Source organism: Natranaeroarchaeum sulfidigenes (genome assembly GCF_017094485.1).
Lineage (GTDB): Archaea > Halobacteriota > Halobacteria > Halobacteriales > Natronoarchaeaceae > Natranaeroarchaeum > Natranaeroarchaeum sulfidigenes.
The window spans coordinates 2,052,035-2,069,022 of the sequence record NZ_CP064786.1; the positions used below are offsets into that span (position 1 = coordinate 2,052,035).

Below are 16,988 nucleotides of genomic sequence, written 5' to 3' on the forward strand. Positions count from 1 at the left end.
GTAAGTATAGCTGTCGGCTAGCCGAACTGATCGAGACCGGTCTGGGGGTCACTCTCGGGCGCGTCTACCGGCTCGATGATCCCGGGAGAGTCGTTTCTGGGATCGTTCACCGCAGCGGAGATCGGGTACCTCTCGAAGTCGTCACCCGAGTGGGGGTCGAGCAGTTCCGCTTTCGACTGTGGCGACTCGCTCAACCACGTCCGCTCCTCGTCGGCGTCGAAGACGACAGGCATCCGGTGGTGGAGCGGTTCCATGAGCGCGTTCGGGGTTGTCGTCAGCACCGTCACGGTGGTCGTCGAGTGATCGCCGTCGCTCCAGCGTGACCAGAGACCGGCCATCGCGAACGGCTCCCCATCTACCCGTTCGACCCGGAACGGTTGTTTGCCGTCGGTACGCTCCTGCCACTCGTAGAAGCCGTCCGCAAGCACGAGACAGTGTCCCCCGGTCGGGCGCTCCGCGTCCGCCTGTCCGTTCCGGGTAAACGCGTCGCGGAAGGCCGGTTTCTCGTCCACAGTCTCGGTGCGCGCGTTGATCAGGCCGTTCCATTCGCCGGGGTCGTCGGCCCAATGTGGAACAAAACCCCACGAGCAGAGCTTGACGTGTCCCGAGAGTTCATCCCGGATGACCGGTATCTCGTCCTCCGGAGCGATGTTGTACGACGGCTGGAAATCAGCAGATATCGACACTTCGAAACGTTCTTCGATCGTTGAGGGCGCCGCGAAGAGGGAGCTACGGCCACACATGCACGACCCTACGGTTGCGGATAAGGAAAACCCTCGCCCAACGGGTGGTTGCTGGGCACGCCCGACGTGGACCAGCTATCGAGTCGCTCGGACGCAGCCTGAGAGCTTCTCATCCTGAATGTGGACCGAAGCTCCCCGCTCCGGAAGCGCCTTGCCAACGTCGCCCGCTGCGACCGGGAGTTTATTCGCCACTTCGGTCCGTTATGGATCTATGGGACGACCTGTAGCAAAGTCGGATTCACCCCACGGCTAAAGCCGTGGGCTCTCTCCTTCAAACTCTGTAGTTCGCGACGTGGTGGCAGCTTCGGGAACGATAGTGACATCGCCGGCAGACTAATGTTTTGGGAACCTCTAGCATAGAGTATGGTGCCCGACGACTCCGAAACGGGGTTTGTCCTGGTGGACGGCGAGGAATCGACCGATTTCGTGCTCCTCGAGGACGAACAAGAGGAGACTGGGCTCGTTGCCGTGCCGGACGCCGATGCACGGTATCCCGGGCTTCAGCCAGTCGAATCGATCGGCGAAACGGGCTTCGTGATCGTCGAGGAGCCGGACGACATCGGAGAAACTGATTTCGTGATCGTCGAAGACGACGGGGAATCGGATCTGCCGGCCCGCCATCCCGACAGGTCGTTCCCCGGGATCGACACCCGATAGCTTACTCGGCGGTTACTCCAGCCAGCACGCCGCCGACAGCCCCGAACAGTACCGGAAAAACGAGACCCGCGAGGAAGACCCCTGCCACGAGGTCGGGTGCTGCGCTCGCGTCGCCAAGCGTCACCTCGAACAGGAAGATGCCAGCGATCGAGAGGAGCAAGTATCCGGGGACCACACTTATCCCGGCGATCGCCCCGTCGTTGGCGTTCTGTGCTGCGCTGTAGCGTGCGACTGCCAGTCCAGCACCGATCAGGAGTAGCGGCGGGATTACGTAGAGAAGCATCGTGAACCCATCCTCGCCGCCGATGAATGCTTCGGACCCGAAGAATGGGACGTTCTGGAACGTGGTATCGACGAAGTGGGCGTTGTAGAACACCCAGCCGACCATCTCGTAGGTCGCTGGCTCCTCGCCGATGAACTCGAGGAACTGGTTGATCTCTGACTCCTGTACCTCGTCACCTGCGATCAGGTACGTGAACAGATAGCCGAGGACCCATGTCAACAGCCCAGCGACGCTTCCCTGGACCAGCGGTACGTTCTGGAGGCGGCTGTCCGATTGGGACATATCTACCCTGGGTCGTTCCGAATAAAAATACCTGTTGGCCGGGACCGAAACCAATGTGACGTGGGGCCGACAACGCTCGACTATGGACGTCGAAACGTATCTCGACCGTTACGCCGAGACGCAGGGTGTGCTACCCGAACGGCTCGACGCCGTTGGCGAGCAGTTCCGCGAGCAGGGATATCTCACGCGTGACCAGCTGTACGATATCGCCTACGAATCCTCGACTCGAAGCGCGTACCACGTCGAGAAAAACCCGGAAGAGCGCTGTGAGACGGTGACGGCAAACGTTCTGGCACTCGACGACGACTTCTCACAGATCCAGCTTCTGACCGGACTCTCGGGCTTCAAAGCGCCCACTGCCTCCTGTATCCTCGCTGCGCTCGATCCGGAGCGTCACGCCGTGGTCGACACCCGGGTCTGGGCGTCGCTCGACCGGCTTGGCTATCTCGACGGGCGCAAGGAGTCCTTCGATGCCGACGACTACGTGACGATGATCGGCCCGATCCGCGAGATTGCAGCGGACACTGGATACTCGCCTGCAGAGGTCGGATATGCGCTGTTCGCCTACGACGTCGAGAAACGCGAGGGGACGCTCCACTGACCAAGCACGTAAGACGCGAGAGAACGTCCCCGACAGTATGCATCCGTATCTCTCGATCCCGTCACTCGATTCGGCTGCCGACGAGCTACTCGAGGATGGACACCTCTGGATTCAGGAACTGATCGACGGGGACTTGCTCCGGTTCCGGATTGACAGTTCGGGTGGTCTCCAGTTCGGCGATCAGTCCCGAGTACTTTCGCCAGACGACATCCCGCTGGAGTACCGGTACGCCACACAGTTCGTCGAACGATCGCTCGACTACGAGGCTGCCCTGAGCGCCGACCTCGACGGGGTCGTCTTCTACAGTGTCGCGACCTACCAGCGGACTGTTCCGTACGACTGGGACAGGATGCCGCCGGTGCTGGGTATCGACGTCTGGGACGGCGAGCGGTTCCTGCCGCCGGACGCCGTCGAGCAGGCCTTCGAGCGGCTCGACCTCGACCCAGTCAATGCGTTCGCAAAGGAGATTCGGGCCACCGACTTCGATCCCGAATCGTACACCGTTCCCGGGTCGAACTGGTACGACGGGCAGGCCTACGGCGTCGTACTTCGCTCGAAAACCGGTAAACGCGCAGCGATCCAAGCCGAACAGTTCCGTGAACCGGAGGAGACACCACCGACTACCGCGGACCCTGCCGAAGTCGTAGACGAGTTCGCCACGCCGGGGAGACTGGAGCGCGCGGCAACGACGCTGTCCGAGCAAGGAGATGCTCCCGAGTCCGACGCTCTGTTCGATTACCTGTTCGACCGTCTACTGCGGCAGGAGCATCAGTCGCTAGTCGAGGAAGGTGTCCACCTCGGTAGCGTCCGGGCAAGGCTTTCCGAACGGATCAACGACTCGATCACAGACTGAACGTCGACGCGACTACCGAAAACAGAGGGAGGCCGATCAGGGCTGCTCGCCGGTCTCGATTGAGAACTCACCGCGGGGGTACGCGACACAGGTGAGCGTGTAGCCGTCTTCGAGCTCCGCGTCACCGAGCATCGACTGGTCGTCGTGCTCGATGAAGTCGCTGGTGTTGCCATCGATCTGGCCCGCACACGAGACACACGAGCCTTCACGGCAAGCGTAGGGCAGGTCCCAGCCCTCGTCCTCGCCCGCTTCGAGGATCGTCTCGTTGTTCGCCACTTCGATCGTCTCCCCTTCCTTGACGAACTCGATCTCGTAGTACTCGATCTCGTCTTCGGGGATATCGCCCGGTCCGCTCTCCTCCTCGGCCTCCTCGCCACCCTCCGCGAGTTCGCCACCGGCCTCGCCACCACCGATCGCACCCGTCGGTGCGCCGCCGCCGATCGACCGGTTCATCGGCTCGGGGAAGTCCGTCTCGGGTACCGATTCCGCGCGTCGTTCGAGAACTTCCTGGGAGATATCTTCGTTCGATGTCCATCCCGTCCCACGGGAGAAATGCATGAGCACGGCGATCAGGGTCAGACTGAACCCGATCGCGATCCCCAGCTCGTTAAACATGAGAGGGGGTTCGGATTGCGGGTTTAATTGTATTGTGATTGTTGGCGGATCGTCCGCCAGATGCGGACTTTGATATCGGCTGATAACTACGGCAGCATATGGACGTCGACAGCCCCGCTACGATCGAGATCCTCTGTTACGACGGGTTCGACGAACTCGACGTGATTGGACCGTTTGAGGTGTTCACCACGGCCGCGGATCACGGATGTTCGATCGACGTCCGGCTCGTGACGCTCGCATCGGCCGAGCGGATCACCGCCAGCCACGGACTGACGATCGAACCGGATGGCCAGATCGGGGACGACCCCGACCTGCTCGTCGTTCCCGGCGGTGGTTGGAACACGCGCGGCGAGGCAAGCGCGTGGGCACTCGCTCAGAACGAGACAGCGATCGATGCGGTTCGACGTCGCCACGCCGCCGGAACGACTATCGCAGCCGTCTGTACCGGCGGGATGATCTTGGCAATCGCAGGCCTGCTGGATGGACGCCCGGCGACGACGCACGCTTCAACCCACGGCCAGCTACCTGACCACGGGGCAGTGCCGGTCCACGCGCGCGTGGTCGACGACACCGACCTCCTGACTGCAGGTGGTGTGACCGCCGGGATCGACCTGTCGCTGTGGATCGTCGAACAGCTCTGTGGTGCCGATGTCGCTGACAAGGTTGCAACGACCATCGAGCACGAACGGAGCGACGACGTTCACGTTACCGGACGGGAGTGACCTCAGCAGCCGAGTAGAGGTGCTACTCCTCGCGTGCCACTTCGTGTCGCCCGAACCCGTACCGGAGCCGGTTCGCCAGCCGTCGGGAGAACCGCTCGGAGCGACTGCCGAACCGCTCGGCGAGCGCCTGATAGATCAGCGGCGTCGGTACTTCCTGTTCGAGTGCTTCCTGTACCGTCCACGTCCCCGTCGACCCACCAGCGACGTGATCTGCTACGTCGCCCAGTTCGTTACCCTCCTCACGGAACGCCTCCTCACACAGTTCAAGCAGCCACGAGCGGATGACCGCGCCGTTGTTCCAGGTATTCGCGACCGCTTCGAGATCCAGATCGTACCGGCCGTTCGCCAGTAGCTCGAACCCCTCGCCGTAGGCCTGCATGAGCGCGTACTCGACGCCGTTGTGAACCATCTTCACGTAGTGGCCGCTTCCGGCGGGCCCCATTCGGTCGTGTCCCGCGGGACCCGTCGCGATGGCGTCAAATACGGGTGTCAGCTCCTCATATGCCCATTCGGGGCCGCCGACCATCAGCGAAAATCCCAGTTCGGCACCGGCAGGGCCACCACTCGTTCCACAGTCGAGATACGCCACCTCCGTGGAGTCGGCGCGGCGCACGGAATCCTGGAAGTAGGAGTTCCCGCCGTCGACGACGATATCGTCGGCGTCCAGATACGGTTCGAGGTCGTCGAGCGCGGCGTCGACCGCCGCTCCTGCGGGGACCATCAACCAGATCCGCTTTTTCGAGCCGAGCTGTTCGGCCAGGTCGACGACCGACTCCGCTGGTTCCGCGCCCGCGTCGACAGCTGTCGCGACGGCTTCCTCGTCCAGATCAAAGGCTACAACATCGTGGCCCGCATCGAGCACGCGGTCGACGACGATCTGCCCCATACGCCCGAGACCGATAACGCCCAGTTGCATACTACCCGATCCATTGCCGGGGGGCCTATGCGTTGCGATTCGATTGGACGAACTATGACGGACCCACTGTCCCGGTGTGTGCAAAACAGAAAAAAGACGACCGGGCTACAGCTCAGTGAACCAGTCGCGCTTGTCGAACAGGTAGACAGCGGAGCCAGCGAGCACGATCAGCGGAATCGCCCACCGAACGACGCCGTCGGCGTAGCTGATGGGCATGCTTTCCCCCATGAGGACCCATGCGATCAGCCCGGCGAGTATTGCGATCTGTCCGACCAGCACGACCATCATGGCACCCCACGCCCACGATTCGATGTTCCAGACCCCCTGGATGACGTACAGCTGTACCGCGACCAGTGCCAACATTCCGAAAATGAACCATGTGATACCATCAACTCCGGCAAGGCTGAAGTCCAGCCACGCCGTTCCGTCCATGTCCGCGATACCGAGCATTGCAAGCGCCATCCCAAGCAGGACGAGATAGGCGTCCAGCACACAGATGCCCCGGATACCCGATGGAATCGACGTAACGCGATCGTGTGACGACATACCGCGCTCTACGATCGTTTGTTGTAAATATTTTTCTAACTTTATCTGACCTTCCTCATCAGACGAGCGCACCCGAAGACAGTAGCCCGGCAATGACCAACAGGAGGACCCCAACCACCGACGCGGCACGGAACCAGCCAAGCGTCTCGTGAGCGGGTGCGCGAACCTTCTTCGCCTGCAGTCCGTCGACGAGACGACTGCCGCTCACTTCGATCAGTCCCATCAGGACGAGCCAGAGTCCAAGCATGGCGAGGACGAGCCAGCCGTTCGGCGTTCCGGTGAGGTCAGCGACTGTATAGAAGCTTGCAGCCATGTGACTGCCGGTAAGCAACAGGATCACGGCACTAATTCGGGAGACAGTTCGAAGCGTCCCTGTCGCCATCTCGACCGGTTCGGGTTCGAGATGTCCCTCCTTTGCGAGCGGTAACACGCCAGCGGTCATAAACACGACACTACCGACCCAGACGGCGGCGAACACCTGATGAAGAGTGATCGATACCGCGTCTACCAACGTCATGAACGAGATGTATTAATCGGGGGGCTATCAGGCTTGCTTTCCTGAGTCGCTACTCGGGAAGGCAGTCCTCACACACCAGATTGACCCGTCGATCGTCGCTTGCCTCGGTGGTCGTCTGGAGGTCGACGACCGAGTACTGTTCGCCACAGACCTCACAGTCGGTCGCCGCGCCGTCAACCAGCGACTCGATGCCGATTTCGGTGAGCCCGTTCGGCCCCGTAAACAGGTTATCGATGCGTTCGTCGACGCTCTGGACGGCCCCGCCGTCGCTCGCCATGTCGTCGGCCAGCCCCTCGGGAAGCGCGCTGCTCCCGCTACCGAGGTCAAGCGGCGACTCGGGCTCGTCGGGGCTGGTGGAGCTGTCCGTTTCCGAGGGCCCAACATCAACGGCCTCCTCACCGACGAGTTCGACTGCCGAGAGAACATCGGTCTCCGCACGTTCTAGACGCTGTTCGACCTTGGCAAGCGCCTCGCTGAAAAACTCCGATGCCAGCTCGCCCGGCAACGTGTCCGCACCGTAGATATCGTCGACGATCTCCGTTCTGAGCTGCTCGGGCGTCGTCCCGTGTCGTGTAGCCGCAGCCGATAGAGCGGTGTTTTCGCGTTCGAGGCGGGTCGAGCCGTCGGCAGTGAGATAGTGACGCACGACCAGCGATAGTCTGTCGGCTGTCTCTTCGTTTGTGGCCCAGTCGGCCGGAAACACGTCGTCTATTGCGTTTCGAACCGTTCCCGGAGAATCCATCGCGGAAGGCTCCGGTTCGGATGGGGCGTCCTTCATCGCATCGGTCGCCGTCTCGTCCGTTTCGCGAGCCGATGCAGTGGTTGGTCCAGCGCCCGCCTCCTCTGGTTCGAGTTCGGCTTCCGCCAGATCACAGATGACGCTTAGACTCTCCTGGACAGAAGTGGGATCGTAGCCCCGATACTCGCGGAACAGTCGCTCTACACGGTCATGTAGCTCTCGGGGTATCCTCGCCTCCACGTACGGATCGCCCCCTCCAGACTGGTCCCGCTTCATACACTATTACAGGATTCGCCACGTACAAATAAATTTCCGTACGCGTGTATCCGGCGTTTTGTCGCCTCTCGTCCGGTCACACGTAACTGGATCGACAGTGCAGTTGCGGTCCACGATTCGTTTGCACTCACTCAAGCCCAGCGACAGCGTTGCCGATCGGTCGGCGAAAGACGGTGTAGACCAGCGAAACCGCGATCCCGGTCAGCGCCAGATATCGGATCGACCCATCAAAAACGACGAGTCCCGGTAGGGCGAAGACCGCTCCGAGGGCGAAATCCTCGGGTGCGCCGTCGTATCGAATCCATCGTTTCGCCGGAAGCCACCGATCCGCCGCGTGGAAGTAGACCCCGTGATCGAGATCCGATTTCCACGGGGCTGCCGAGGGCGTCCCGCCGAGGGCATCGCTGAGGGAGTGAACTGCGGCGGCGACCAGAAACGTTGCTACGCCCACAGTAACGACATCGGTGACGACGTACGCGAGCCCCAGTGCGGGGAGTGCGACCATCGTGTAGTAGCCCGGAAAGTGCAGCGTCCGCCGGTGTTCCGCGAGGACGTCCAGATCGGGGAAGATCCCACCCGCGATACCGCCGATCGCCGCGGCGACGGCGAGCTCGGGAGCGATCACGGCGACGGCTGCGGCGATCGCGAGGCCGACGAAACCGTGGGTGGTCGCCATCATCGACCGAGCGTATGTCGATCGGCGATATATGCCTTGTGACTCGTGGAGTAACTTCTTTGATCCTCCCCCCGCAACAGGGGTGTATGAGTGTCACGCTGTACCAGCTTGATGGCTGTCCGTTCTGCGAGAAAGTCGCCGATCGACTCGACGAGGTCGGCGTCGACTACGACTCGGTCTGGGTCGACGCGATGCATTCGGATCGAAACGAGGTAAAGCGCGTCTCTGGCCAGCGCGGCGTCCCAGTGATTGTCGACGAGGAGAAGGGAATCACGATGTCCGAGTCGGAGAATATTCTGGACCTGATCGACCGGACGTACGCCTGATAGTGTTTACTCGCACTGGTTACCGGTGATCGCCAGTACTACCCTGCCGATCACCGGTAATCGACGAGAATCAACACTATGTGATGGACACGGAAGCCGTCTCGACACGCCGACGGAACACCACACTGATACTACCCCCGTGATAGCTTGAGGTATGCAACTCGAGGAGTACTGGGGCGTCGGGCCGAAGACCCGCGAGGCGCTGATGGACTCGATCGGCGTCGAGGACGCGGTCCGGGCCATCGAGAACGGCGACGTACGGGCGCTTACCGAGGCGGGGCTTTCTCGTGGGCGGGCGACACGGATCCTCCGCCGGGCCAACGGCGGTGAGGGGATGGACGTGCTCGCCACTGGCGACGCCCGGGACGTGTACAGGGAACTGCTCGATCTGATCCAGAGGCACGCGGTGACCCACGGTGCAGCCGACCGGATTCGGGTCCTGACGCCGCTGCTCGATACCGACGAGATGACGGCCCGACTCGATACCGTGCTGGCGACACGGGACGCCTGGACGGCGCTCGACGAGGGCGACCGCGAGCGCGTCCTCGATGCCTTCGCGGCGTACGACGAGGCCCAGGAAGGCGAGCGTGCTGCCGTCGACGCAGCCCTCGCGCTGATCGACGCGGGGGTCGTCGCGGCGAGCGAGGAGGCGACCGCAGGCGACGGCGAAGACGTTTTCGCACCGCTCGGGCGCCTCGACCGTGACGCGCTGGGTGACGCCAGCGCGGCGCTTGCGGGACTGGATGGCGCAACCGTTATCGAGGGCGTCGACGACGAACTGGACTCGCTCCGGGACTCGCTGGCCACCGTCGAACGACTGGACGCGAACGCACTGGACGTCATCGAGCAACTCCGAGACGGCGGTGTCGGCGGAACCGAGGAGTTCCAGACGGCGTTCGTCGAACACGTCCGATCGGAAGCCGACGTGACCAACGATCGGGTTCGGGACGCGATGCCCGACGATGCCATCGATGCGACCGACTTCGTCGGGACGACCCTGCGGGAGCTCTCGAACGACCTCCGGAGCGCCGTCTCCGAACGTCGCGAACTGGTCGCCAGCGACCTCCGCGGCGACGTCGCGGCGGCCCGTGAGGACGTCGACGCCGCCGTCGAGACCGTCGACGATATCGCTTTCTATCTCTCGCTGGCCCGGTTCGCGCTGGCCCACGAAATGTGTCGTCCAGAGTTCGTCACTGCCGACCGCGAGACGGTCGCCGTCGTCGACGCCAGTAACCTCTCGCTGGCCGCCGAAAGCGAGTCCGTACAGCCGATCACCTACGCGATCGGCGAGCATACGCTCGGGGAGTACGACGACGTGCCGCCGCGGGCCGACGACCGGACGCCGCCCGCCGAGCACCGCGTCGCCGTGGTGACTGGCGCCAACAGCGGTGGGAAGACGACGCTACTGGAGACGCTCTGTCAGATCGTTCTGCTGGCCCAGATGGGGCTGCCGGTGCCCGCCAGTCGCGCGCAGGTGTCGACGTTCGACTCCATCGTCTTCCACCGCCGACACGCGAGTTTCAATGCGGGCGTGCTGGAGTCCACTCTGCGGAACATCGTCCCGCCGCTCTCGACAAACGAGCGAACGCTGATGCTGGTCGACGAGTTCGAGGCGATCACCGAACCGGGCAGCGCCGCCGACCTGCTACACGGACTCGTCCGCCTGACCGTCGACCGGGGCGCGCTCGGCGCGTTCGTCACTCATCTCGCGGACGACCTCGAACCACTCCCCGAAGCCGCACGGACCGACGGTATCTTCGCTGAGGGGCTCTCCCCGGAGCTGGAGCTGGAAGTCGACTACCAGCCACGCTTTGGCACCGTGGGACGCTCGACGCCGGAGTTCATCGTCTCGCGGCTGGTCGCCAACGCCGACGACCGGAGCGAGCGTGCGGGCTTCGAGACGCTGGCGGAGGCGGTCGGCCACGATGTCGTTCAGCGGACGCTTGCGGACGCACGCTGGAACGGGTGAGCACCGGGGATATTATCAGGGATCCGGTAGTACCGCCACACATGTCTTCGGACCCGTTCGACACGTCCTCCACGGAGCCCAACACGTCGACTGACGACTTCTCGAATCCGATCGCGAACGCGATTCTCGGGGCTGTCGTCGGAATATTTCTGTCGTTTATTCCCTTCGCCCCGCTGCTGGGGGGTGGTGTTGCCGCGTACCTTCAGGGTGGAACATCGAGTGATGGCCTTCGAATGGGGCTGGCCGCTGGACTGATCATGCTGCTCCCATACCTGTTTGCGGCTCTGTTCGTGACTGTGCTCCTGACTGGTATGGCCGCGCAATCGGCGTTCGGCCTGGTCGTTCTCGGTGCGCTCGCGCTGGGGTCCCTCTATACGGTCGGGCTCAGTGTTGTTGGCGGCTACCTCGGGATTTATCTTCGGCAGGAACTGTAGAGGCTCAGGCGTCGCCCTGTTTGCGCCCCTCGGCGCGCCCGATACCCGGAACCGCGACCCGGGACTCGACGCGATCCATGAGCTTCGTCGCCGTCAGCACGATACCGAGGTAGACGACCGCGAGAAGACCGAAGATCGCCGTGTACTCGAATGTCTGTGCCGCAATATCGCTCGCCACGTAGTAGAGTTCGGGCACAGTAATGAACGCCGCCAGCGAGGAATACTTGATCAGGTAGACGACCTCGTTCGTCCACGCCGGAATCGCGTACCTGAGCGTCTGTGGCAGGACGACGTAGCGAATCCCGTCATACTGTGAGAGTCCGACCGCGCGCGCCGCGGTGAGCTGTCCCTCGTCAACGCTTTCGAGCGCGCCGCGGATATACTCGGCCTGATAGGCCGAGCCATTGATCGTAAAGCCGATAATGGCGATCCAGAACGCCTGTTCGGGGATCGACCCATAGCCGACAAGCGGCGCATCCTGTAGCCAGATCGCAAGCGGCAGCCCGTAGTACAGCACGAACAGCTGTGCAAGCAGCGGCGTCCCACGGATCAACTCGGTGTACGCGAGCGCGAGCCATTTCAGGGGCCCACCGTAGACGCGTAACACCGCGAGCGGGACGGCGATGAAGAAGCCGAGAATGATACTGACGCTGGTCAGAACGATCGTGTACCACGCCGCGCCCGCGAGTGCTGGTGCGAGATCGATGGCGATCGCCACTGTCGACAGCAGCGTCGCCGTCCACTCGATCGGAAGCCCGACCACACCGAGCCCCGCGGACACGTCGGCGACTGACGCCGCCGCGGCATCGAACGGTCCCCGAGGAACGAAGTTCTCTCCGGCCCCTGGCCCCACGCCGATCCGGGCAAGCACCCAGTCGTTGAGCCAGCGTGTGACGAGCCAGCCCCAGAAGGCGACCCCTGCGAGGACGGCAAGAACGGGCCCGGGCTCCGCAGACGTTGTACGGAACCGCCCGGTCGGTGACTCTGTCGTCTCCGCCCCACTCATCCGATCTCACCAGGTTCACTCATGGCTGATACTCTGGAAGAACTGTGCAGTTCGCTCCTCTTCGGGGTTCTCGAACAGCTGTTCGGGTGGTCCACGTTCGACAATCTGTCCGTCGTCCAGAAACGTGATCCCGGTCGCCCCGCCGCGCGCAAAGCGCATCTCGTGGGTGACGACCAGCATCGTCATTCCCTCCTCGACGAGCTGGGCCATGACTTCGAGTACGCCGCTGGAGAGTTCCGGGTCGAGCGCGCTCGTGGGCTCGTCGAATAGCATCACTTCGGGGTCCATCGCAAGCGCGCGGGCGATTCCGACACGCTGTTTCTGTCCGCCCGAGAGCTGGGCCGGATACGAATCGACCTGATCACCGAGCCCGACCCGATCGAGCTCCTCGTTCGCTCGCTCGCGAGCGGCCTCCCTGTCCATCCCCTTGACCCGCCGGAGTCCGAGCATCACGTTCTTTCGGGCAGTGAGGTGGGCAAAGAGGTTGATATCCTGGAAGACCATTCCGATCTGCTGGCGGATATCGTTGGGGTCGGTGTCCGCGGCACAGATGTCGACGTCGCCCAGATAGATATGGCCGCTGTCGACCTCGGTGAGTCGGTTGACACACCGCAGGAGCGTCGACTTGCCGCTCCCGCTGGGGCCGACCAGTACCTCGACGTCGCCACGCTCGATGTCGAGACTGACACCACGGAGCACCTCTTCGTCTCCGTAGGATTTCCAGAGGTCCTCGATACGGAGGAGTGGAGCTGTCTCGGAAGCGGTACGACTGGATCGGTCGGTCTGAGAGTCTGTCACGACGATTCACCTGGGATTGCGAAGTAATTCTCGACGTAATCGAGCGTGCGGTTCGTCCCGAACGTCAGCACGAAGTAGATGAGACTGGCAAAGAGGAAGACCTCCAGTACGGCGGTCGTCTGCTGAACGAAGAGATCGTCGCTCCGTTTCAGCAGTTCGCCGAGACCGATAGCAAAGGCGATCGAGGTGTCCTTGAGGACGATCGTGAACTCGTTCTGAAAGCCGGGCACGGAGCGGCGGAGTGCCTGCGGAACCACGACATGTCTAATCGCCTCGAACCGGCTCATGCCGATCGAGCGTGCGGCCTCCATCTGCCCGTCATCGATACTGCTGAGCGCACCACGGAAGATCTGTGACTGGTAGGCCGCACTCCGGAGACCGAGGGCGAGCGTCGCGGCAAAAAACGCCGTCCCGATCCCGTCGGGGGCAGCAAAGGGCGTCGGACCGAGCAGGATGTCCAGTCCACCGAATGCCGCGTTGATCGGACCCAGCAGATACTCGATTGGCATGACGAAGTACATGTAGATCATGATTACGAGGATCGGCGTACCACGGAGCAAAATCCCGACGTTCCGAACGGCACTTCTGAGATAGCCATCCCCGTAGGTCTCGACCGCACCTGCCGGGAAGCCGAGTACAAACCCGAGAAGGATGCTGACGACGGTCAGCACGATCGTGATGACGACCCCACCAAGCAGGTAGTCGGCGTTCCGGAAGACGAACTGCCAGTCCTCGATCGACAAGACCGTCTCGACGACGGACCAGACCGTCTCGACGACGAGGGGAGATGCGTCTCCCGCTATCGCCCACAGGACGGTCGAAAACAGCGCTGGCAGATCCATCTATAGGTGCGTTTACTCGCCGAACCAGGTCGAGGTGATCTCCTCGTACTCGCTGCTTTCCTCGACTGCAGCGACACCGTCACTCAGCGCGGCCTGCAGATCCTCGTCCTCCTGTCGGATCCCGAAGCCGTACTCCTCGCCAGTCTCGTAGACGAACGCGACCTCGACGTCTCGCTCGGCCTCGAACGTCGCTGCAACCGGCTCGTCGAGTACGACCGCGTCGATCAACCCGCTTTCGAGGTCCTCGACGGCGAGCACGTAGTTGTCGAAGGACGTGTAATCATCTTCGTCGACGATCCCGGCCTCGATCAGATCGTCGCGAACGACGGTTTCGCCAGTCGTCCCGCTCTGTGCACCGACAGTTTGTCCATCGAAGTCATCCAGCGACTCCGGCTGGAAGTCTCCGCCCGACTGGACGAGAATCGACTGATCCGCGCTGTAGTAGGGATCGCTGAACGCGATCTGTTCCTGCCGCTCCTCACTGATGGTCATCGCTGCCGCGATGACGTCGATGTTCTCGTTTTCGAGCGCCGGGATCAGAGAATCGAACTCCAGCTGTTCCCATTCAGCCAGTTCGTACTCGGTCTCGTCGACGACAGCTTCGAGCAGATCGATGTCGAAGCCGATGAGTTCGCCGTCCTCGACCATCTGGAACGGCGGGAAGCCGGGAGCGGTCCCAGCGACGATGGTGTTCTCGCCGTCGGCTTCCTCGCCGTTTTCGTCGTCGCCTTCGAGACAGCCAGCGAGTCCAGCGATGCTGGCAGCCCCCGCCAGTTTCATGTAACTTCTCCGATCAACGAACCGATTTTCTTGAGTCATGTGTAGTTACAGCGTCGCCGTCCGTCTTAGGAGTTAAGATATATATCTACATGTGTTGCTATTATTTACACAACACTTTCTTTCGTCATAGCTTCATCAGATACTGAAGTTGCACGGAAGCCAACTTACTTCCTATTCGGAATGCGAGACCGAATCATGCCCGCAATCGCCGATCTGTTCGTTTACCCCGTCAAATCCCTGGATGGCCACCGAATCGAGTCGGCACGACTCCGCGAGAGCGGCGCGCTCGATGGCGACCGACAGTACGCAATCGTCGACGAGGACCGCGAGTACGTGAACGGCAAGCGGGAACGGGCGGTCCACCGCCTCGAATCGACGTTCGATCCGGCCGCGCGAGCACTGACGGTGGGCGCGCCCGACCGCGCGGAAGCGACGTTCAGCCTCGACGCCGAACGAGGTTCCCTGAACGCCTGGCTCTCGGAGTACTTCGGCTACCCGGTGAGCGTGATCCGCGACCCCGGCGGGATGCCGGACGACACCGATGCGTCGGGGCCGACGGTGATCAGCCGGGAGACACTCGACGCTGTCGCGGACTGGTTCGACGGCATCGATGCGACAGAGATGCGTCGCAGGCTCCGCCCAAACATCGTCATCGAGACTGGCGAGCCTTTCTGGGAGGATCGGCTGTACGCCGATCGTGACTCCGTCGTTCCGTTCCGACTTGGCGACGCCGAACTCGCTGGTGTCAACCCCTGCCAGCGCTGTGTCGTGCCGACCCGCGATCCCGATACTGGCGAGGAGACCGAGGGATTCCGGGAGCGATTCATCGAGCGCAGGAAAGCGACGCTTCCGGAGTGGGTCCACCGGGACTGGTACGACCATTACTTCCGGCTGATGGTCAATACACGTCTCACAGAAGATGCTGCCGGGACGACACTCCGAATCGGCGACGAGGTAGCAGTACTCGACTGAGGGCAGGCTACTCCAGTTCCGCGCTGGCGTCTCGAAACAGGCCGTCGAGGATCTCCGGTGTCGTCGGGTGGTACGACCGGTCGGGGATCTCCCGAACATCCAGTCCCATCTCGACGGCTATCTGCATCGTCTTGGCCATCACATCAGCGTGATAGTGTAGCCCCTGATACCCGAGTACGGTCCCGTCCTTGGCAACGACAAGCGTGGCTCGCCCCTCGGGAACTGCCTTCGTCTTGAACACGCCGTCGTCGCTGGCGGATCGCGTTACCGTAACGTGGTCGATCCCTGCCGCTGTTGCGCTGGCTTCTGAGTGGCCCACTCGGGCGTACGGGTAGACACCCAGCCCGGAGAAGACGACGTGATGATGGACGTTTTCGTACTTTTCTATCGGCTCACCTCGTGAGTGGGCCAGGATGTTCTCGGCGGCTTTGAACCCCTGTTCCTTGGCGACGTGCAGGATCGGCTCGTGGCCGTTGGCATCCCCGACGACGAACACGCGCTCGTCGTCGCGAGCCTGCATCGTCTCTCGCACCCAGTCCGGCCCCGGTTCGAGTGCGGTGTGTTTGAGGCCGAGTCCATCGAGTGCAGGCGTGCGACCCGTAAAGAGGAACAGTTCGTCGGCCTCGATGATCTCCGTCGAAGACGCTCCGTCCGGTGGGTCGTGCTCGACGTGCAGGCGAACGCCGCCGTCATCGGTCGGCTCCAGTCTACGGTCGTCAGTATGCGTCCTGACGTCGATATCGAAGTTTTCCTCGTAGATGTCGAGAAGCTCCGCGCCGTACTCGGAATCGGCTTCGTCGAGTGGGACGGCGTCGTGTTCGATCACCGTGAGATCGGTCCCGCCCGCTTCGGCGATGTAGGGGGCCAGTTCCAGCCCGACATACCCAAAGCCCATGACGATCCCCGAGTCCGGGAACTCGGTGGCGTCCAGCACGTCTGCGCTGGTCGAGTAGTCGATCTCCTCGATGCCGGGCAGGTCGGGCACGTTGACAGTCGAACCTGTCGCGATCACGAGGTAGTCCGGTTCGATGACGCGGTCACCGATCTCGATCGTCCGGTCGTCGACCAGGCGTGCGGTATCGTGGATGAACTCGACGCCCTCGCGTTCGGCGAGATCGTGGACCGCAGCGCGGCGGTGCTCGGCGAACCCGAGGGTGTGCTCGTCTTTCGTGGCGACGACCCGATCGAGGTCGACCTCGGGCACCCCCTGGACTCTGTCGTCGTGTCGTGTTTTGAACCGTGCTTCTCCGGCCGATAGCACCTCCTTTGAAGGCATACAGCCCTCCAGTATGCAGAGCCCACCACCAGGTTCGCCATCGTCTATCAGAGTCAACTCGACGCCGTTTACGTCCACCAGATCGCCGGCTACAGCTACACCGGCGCTTCCGTACGCGCCGATGATCGCTACGTGTACCATGTCCGAAAACGAGCACCA

Annotated in this window: 21 protein-coding genes; 8 read left to right on the plus strand and 13 right to left on the minus strand. The window is 62.5% G+C overall.

Features of this window, described 5'->3' with window-relative positions; translation table 11 throughout:
* Positions 1–17: 17 nt before the first annotated feature.
* The gene (locus AArcS_RS10585; RefSeq protein WP_238477385.1) at positions 18–743 is read right to left on the minus strand and encodes an SOS response-associated peptidase; all 726 of its coding nucleotides are present in this window, start codon (positions 741–743) and stop codon (positions 18–20) included.
* A 363-nt stretch (positions 744–1,106) separates the two neighbouring features.
* Here AArcS_RS10585 and AArcS_RS10590 point away from each other — a divergent pair, with 363 nt between their 5' ends.
* On the plus strand, positions 1,107–1,400 hold the full coding sequence (locus AArcS_RS10590) for a hypothetical protein (protein WP_238477386.1): 294 nt from the start codon (positions 1,107–1,109) through the stop codon (positions 1,398–1,400).
* Between the two features lies 1 nt (position 1,401).
* On the opposite strand, the gene AArcS_RS10595 is transcribed toward AArcS_RS10590, so the two are convergent.
* Entirely contained in the window at positions 1,402–1,965 is a 564-nt protein-coding gene (locus AArcS_RS10595; RefSeq protein ID WP_238477387.1) for a DUF7978 family protein, read from the minus strand.
* A gap of 82 nt (positions 1,966–2,047) precedes the next feature.
* Here AArcS_RS10595 and AArcS_RS10600 point away from each other — a divergent pair, with 82 nt between their 5' ends.
* Positions 2,048–2,566: a hypothetical protein gene (locus AArcS_RS10600; RefSeq protein WP_238477388.1), complete on the plus strand. Its 519-nt coding sequence runs from the start codon at positions 2,048–2,050 to the stop codon at positions 2,564–2,566.
* A gap of 37 nt (positions 2,567–2,603) precedes the next feature.
* Positions 2,604–3,419: a hypothetical protein gene (locus AArcS_RS10605; protein ID WP_238477389.1), complete on the plus strand. Its 816-nt coding sequence runs from the start codon at positions 2,604–2,606 to the stop codon at positions 3,417–3,419.
* 36 nt (positions 3,420–3,455) lie between these two features.
* Here the strand turns inward: AArcS_RS10605 and AArcS_RS10610 are convergent, their stop codons facing one another.
* Positions 3,456–4,034 carry a 2Fe-2S iron-sulfur cluster-binding protein gene (locus AArcS_RS10610; protein ID WP_238477390.1) on the minus strand — a complete coding sequence of 193 codons (579 nt, stop codon included), beginning with the start codon at positions 4,032–4,034 and terminating at the stop codon, positions 3,456–3,458.
* A 98-nt stretch (positions 4,035–4,132) separates the two neighbouring features.
* Between AArcS_RS10610 and AArcS_RS10615 the strand changes: the two genes are divergently transcribed.
* The gene (locus tag AArcS_RS10615) at positions 4,133–4,756 is read left to right on the plus strand and encodes a DJ-1/PfpI family protein (RefSeq protein ID WP_238477391.1); all 624 of its coding nucleotides are present in this window, start codon (positions 4,133–4,135) and stop codon (positions 4,754–4,756) included.
* Positions 4,757–4,778: 22 nt separating this feature from the next.
* Here AArcS_RS10615 and gnd read toward each other — a convergent pair whose 3' ends face one another.
* The 5 genes from gnd to AArcS_RS10640 all read right to left on the minus strand — a co-directional run bounded on the left by gnd (position 4,779) and on the right by AArcS_RS10640 (position 8,429).
* On the minus strand, positions 4,779–5,672 hold the full coding sequence (gene gnd / locus AArcS_RS10620; protein ID WP_238477392.1) for a phosphogluconate dehydrogenase (NAD(+)-dependent, decarboxylating): 894 nt from the start codon (positions 5,670–5,672) through the stop codon (positions 4,779–4,781).
* A 105-nt stretch (positions 5,673–5,777) separates the two neighbouring features.
* The gene (locus tag AArcS_RS10625) at positions 5,778–6,218 is read right to left on the minus strand and encodes a hypothetical protein (protein ID WP_238477393.1); all 441 of its coding nucleotides are present in this window, start codon (positions 6,216–6,218) and stop codon (positions 5,778–5,780) included.
* Positions 6,219–6,276: 58 nt separating this feature from the next.
* Positions 6,277–6,735: a CopD family protein gene (locus AArcS_RS10630; protein ID WP_238477394.1), complete on the minus strand. Its 459-nt coding sequence runs from the start codon at positions 6,733–6,735 to the stop codon at positions 6,277–6,279.
* A 49-nt stretch (positions 6,736–6,784) separates the two neighbouring features.
* Positions 6,785–7,750: a hypothetical protein gene (locus AArcS_RS10635; protein WP_238477395.1), complete on the minus strand. Its 966-nt coding sequence runs from the start codon at positions 7,748–7,750 to the stop codon at positions 6,785–6,787.
* A gap of 127 nt (positions 7,751–7,877) precedes the next feature.
* Positions 7,878–8,429, minus strand: a complete 552-nt coding sequence (locus AArcS_RS10640) for a metal-dependent hydrolase (RefSeq protein WP_238477396.1) — start codon at positions 8,427–8,429, stop codon at positions 7,878–7,880.
* Between the two features lie 83 nt (positions 8,430–8,512).
* Between AArcS_RS10640 and AArcS_RS10645 the strand changes: the two genes are divergently transcribed.
* The 3 genes from AArcS_RS10645 to AArcS_RS10655 all read left to right on the plus strand — a co-directional run bounded on the left by AArcS_RS10645 (position 8,513) and on the right by AArcS_RS10655 (position 11,155).
* The gene (locus tag AArcS_RS10645; RefSeq protein ID WP_238477397.1) at positions 8,513–8,752 is read left to right on the plus strand and encodes a glutaredoxin family protein; all 240 of its coding nucleotides are present in this window, start codon (positions 8,513–8,515) and stop codon (positions 8,750–8,752) included.
* Between the two features lie 154 nt (positions 8,753–8,906).
* Positions 8,907–10,721, plus strand: coding sequence for a MutS-related protein (locus AArcS_RS10650; RefSeq protein WP_238477398.1), 1,815 nt, complete (start codon positions 8,907–8,909; stop codon positions 10,719–10,721).
* Between the two features lie 41 nt (positions 10,722–10,762).
* On the plus strand, positions 10,763–11,155 hold the full coding sequence (locus AArcS_RS10655) for a DUF5518 domain-containing protein (RefSeq protein WP_238477399.1): 393 nt from the start codon (positions 10,763–10,765) through the stop codon (positions 11,153–11,155).
* 4 nt (positions 11,156–11,159) lie between these two features.
* On the opposite strand, the gene AArcS_RS10660 is transcribed toward AArcS_RS10655, so the two are convergent.
* From AArcS_RS10660 to AArcS_RS10675, 4 genes are read right to left on the minus strand one after another with little or no spacing between them, the layout of a single operon-like run.
* Positions 11,160–12,161, minus strand: a complete 1,002-nt coding sequence (locus AArcS_RS10660) for an amino acid ABC transporter permease (protein ID WP_238477400.1) — start codon at positions 12,159–12,161, stop codon at positions 11,160–11,162.
* 15 nt (positions 12,162–12,176) lie between these two features.
* Complete coding sequence (locus AArcS_RS10665) at positions 12,177–12,959, minus strand: amino acid ABC transporter ATP-binding protein (RefSeq protein WP_310736967.1); 783 nt, start codon at positions 12,957–12,959, stop codon at positions 12,177–12,179.
* Complete coding sequence (locus AArcS_RS10670; RefSeq protein ID WP_238477401.1) at positions 12,956–13,801, minus strand: amino acid ABC transporter permease; 846 nt, start codon at positions 13,799–13,801, stop codon at positions 12,956–12,958. Before AArcS_RS10670 ends, AArcS_RS10665 begins: the two co-directional genes overlap by 4 nt.
* Positions 13,802–13,813: 12 nt before the next feature.
* A complete protein-coding gene (locus tag AArcS_RS10675; protein WP_238477402.1) occupies positions 13,814–14,620 on the minus strand; it encodes a basic amino acid ABC transporter substrate-binding protein in 807 nt (268 codons plus the stop codon).
* A 156-nt stretch (positions 14,621–14,776) separates the two neighbouring features.
* Between AArcS_RS10675 and AArcS_RS10680 the strand changes: the two genes are divergently transcribed.
* Positions 14,777–15,553 (plus strand): MOSC domain-containing protein, encoded by a 777-nt coding sequence (locus AArcS_RS10680; RefSeq protein ID WP_238477403.1) that lies wholly within the window; start codon positions 14,777–14,779, stop codon positions 15,551–15,553.
* Between the two features lie 7 nt (positions 15,554–15,560).
* Here the strand turns inward: AArcS_RS10680 and AArcS_RS10685 are convergent, their stop codons facing one another.
* Positions 15,561–16,970, minus strand: coding sequence for a dihydrolipoyl dehydrogenase family protein (locus tag AArcS_RS10685; protein WP_238477404.1), 1,410 nt, complete (start codon positions 16,968–16,970; stop codon positions 15,561–15,563).
* Positions 16,971–16,988 lie beyond the last annotated feature (18 nt).

What these genes read in the sequence shown, in the direction of transcription:
- AArcS_RS10585 (WP_238477385.1), bottom strand. Translation starts at nt 743, where the DNA reads ATGTGTGGCCGTAGCTCCCTCTTCGCGGCGCCCTCAACGATCGAAGAA.
- AArcS_RS10590 (WP_238477386.1), top strand. Translation starts at nt 1,107, where the DNA reads ATGGTGCCCGACGACTCCGAAACGGGGTTTGTCCTGGTGGACGGCGAG.
- AArcS_RS10595 (WP_238477387.1), bottom strand. Translation starts at nt 1,965, where the DNA reads ATGTCCCAATCGGACAGCCGCCTCCAGAACGTACCGCTGGTCCAGGGA.
- AArcS_RS10600 (WP_238477388.1), top strand. Translation starts at nt 2,048, where the DNA reads ATGGACGTCGAAACGTATCTCGACCGTTACGCCGAGACGCAGGGTGTG.
- AArcS_RS10605 (WP_238477389.1), top strand. Translation starts at nt 2,604, where the DNA reads ATGCATCCGTATCTCTCGATCCCGTCACTCGATTCGGCTGCCGACGAG.
- AArcS_RS10610 (WP_238477390.1), bottom strand. Translation starts at nt 4,034, where the DNA reads ATGTTTAACGAGCTGGGGATCGCGATCGGGTTCAGTCTGACCCTGATC.
- AArcS_RS10615 (WP_238477391.1), top strand. Translation starts at nt 4,133, where the DNA reads ATGGACGTCGACAGCCCCGCTACGATCGAGATCCTCTGTTACGACGGG.
- gnd (WP_238477392.1), bottom strand. Translation starts at nt 5,672, where the DNA reads ATGCAACTGGGCGTTATCGGTCTCGGGCGTATGGGGCAGATCGTCGTC.
- AArcS_RS10625 (WP_238477393.1), bottom strand. Translation starts at nt 6,218, where the DNA reads ATGTCGTCACACGATCGCGTTACGTCGATTCCATCGGGTATCCGGGGC.
- AArcS_RS10630 (WP_238477394.1), bottom strand. Translation starts at nt 6,735, where the DNA reads ATGACGTTGGTAGACGCGGTATCGATCACTCTTCATCAGGTGTTCGCC.
- AArcS_RS10635 (WP_238477395.1), bottom strand. Translation starts at nt 7,750, where the DNA reads ATGAAGCGGGACCAGTCTGGAGGGGGCGATCCGTACGTGGAGGCGAGG.
- AArcS_RS10640 (WP_238477396.1), bottom strand. Translation starts at nt 8,429, where the DNA reads ATGATGGCGACCACCCACGGTTTCGTCGGCCTCGCGATCGCCGCAGCC.
- AArcS_RS10645 (WP_238477397.1), top strand. Translation starts at nt 8,513, where the DNA reads ATGAGTGTCACGCTGTACCAGCTTGATGGCTGTCCGTTCTGCGAGAAA.
- AArcS_RS10650 (WP_238477398.1), top strand. Translation starts at nt 8,907, where the DNA reads ATGCAACTCGAGGAGTACTGGGGCGTCGGGCCGAAGACCCGCGAGGCG.
- AArcS_RS10655 (WP_238477399.1), top strand. Translation starts at nt 10,763, where the DNA reads ATGTCTTCGGACCCGTTCGACACGTCCTCCACGGAGCCCAACACGTCG.
- AArcS_RS10660 (WP_238477400.1), bottom strand. Translation starts at nt 12,161, where the DNA reads ATGAGTGGGGCGGAGACGACAGAGTCACCGACCGGGCGGTTCCGTACA.
- AArcS_RS10670 (WP_238477401.1), bottom strand. Translation starts at nt 13,801, where the DNA reads ATGGATCTGCCAGCGCTGTTTTCGACCGTCCTGTGGGCGATAGCGGGA.
- AArcS_RS10675 (WP_238477402.1), bottom strand. Translation starts at nt 14,620, where the DNA reads ATGACTCAAGAAAATCGGTTCGTTGATCGGAGAAGTTACATGAAACTG.
- AArcS_RS10680 (WP_238477403.1), top strand. Translation starts at nt 14,777, where the DNA reads ATGCCCGCAATCGCCGATCTGTTCGTTTACCCCGTCAAATCCCTGGAT.
- AArcS_RS10685 (WP_238477404.1), bottom strand. Translation starts at nt 16,970, where the DNA reads ATGGTACACGTAGCGATCATCGGCGCGTACGGAAGCGCCGGTGTAGCT.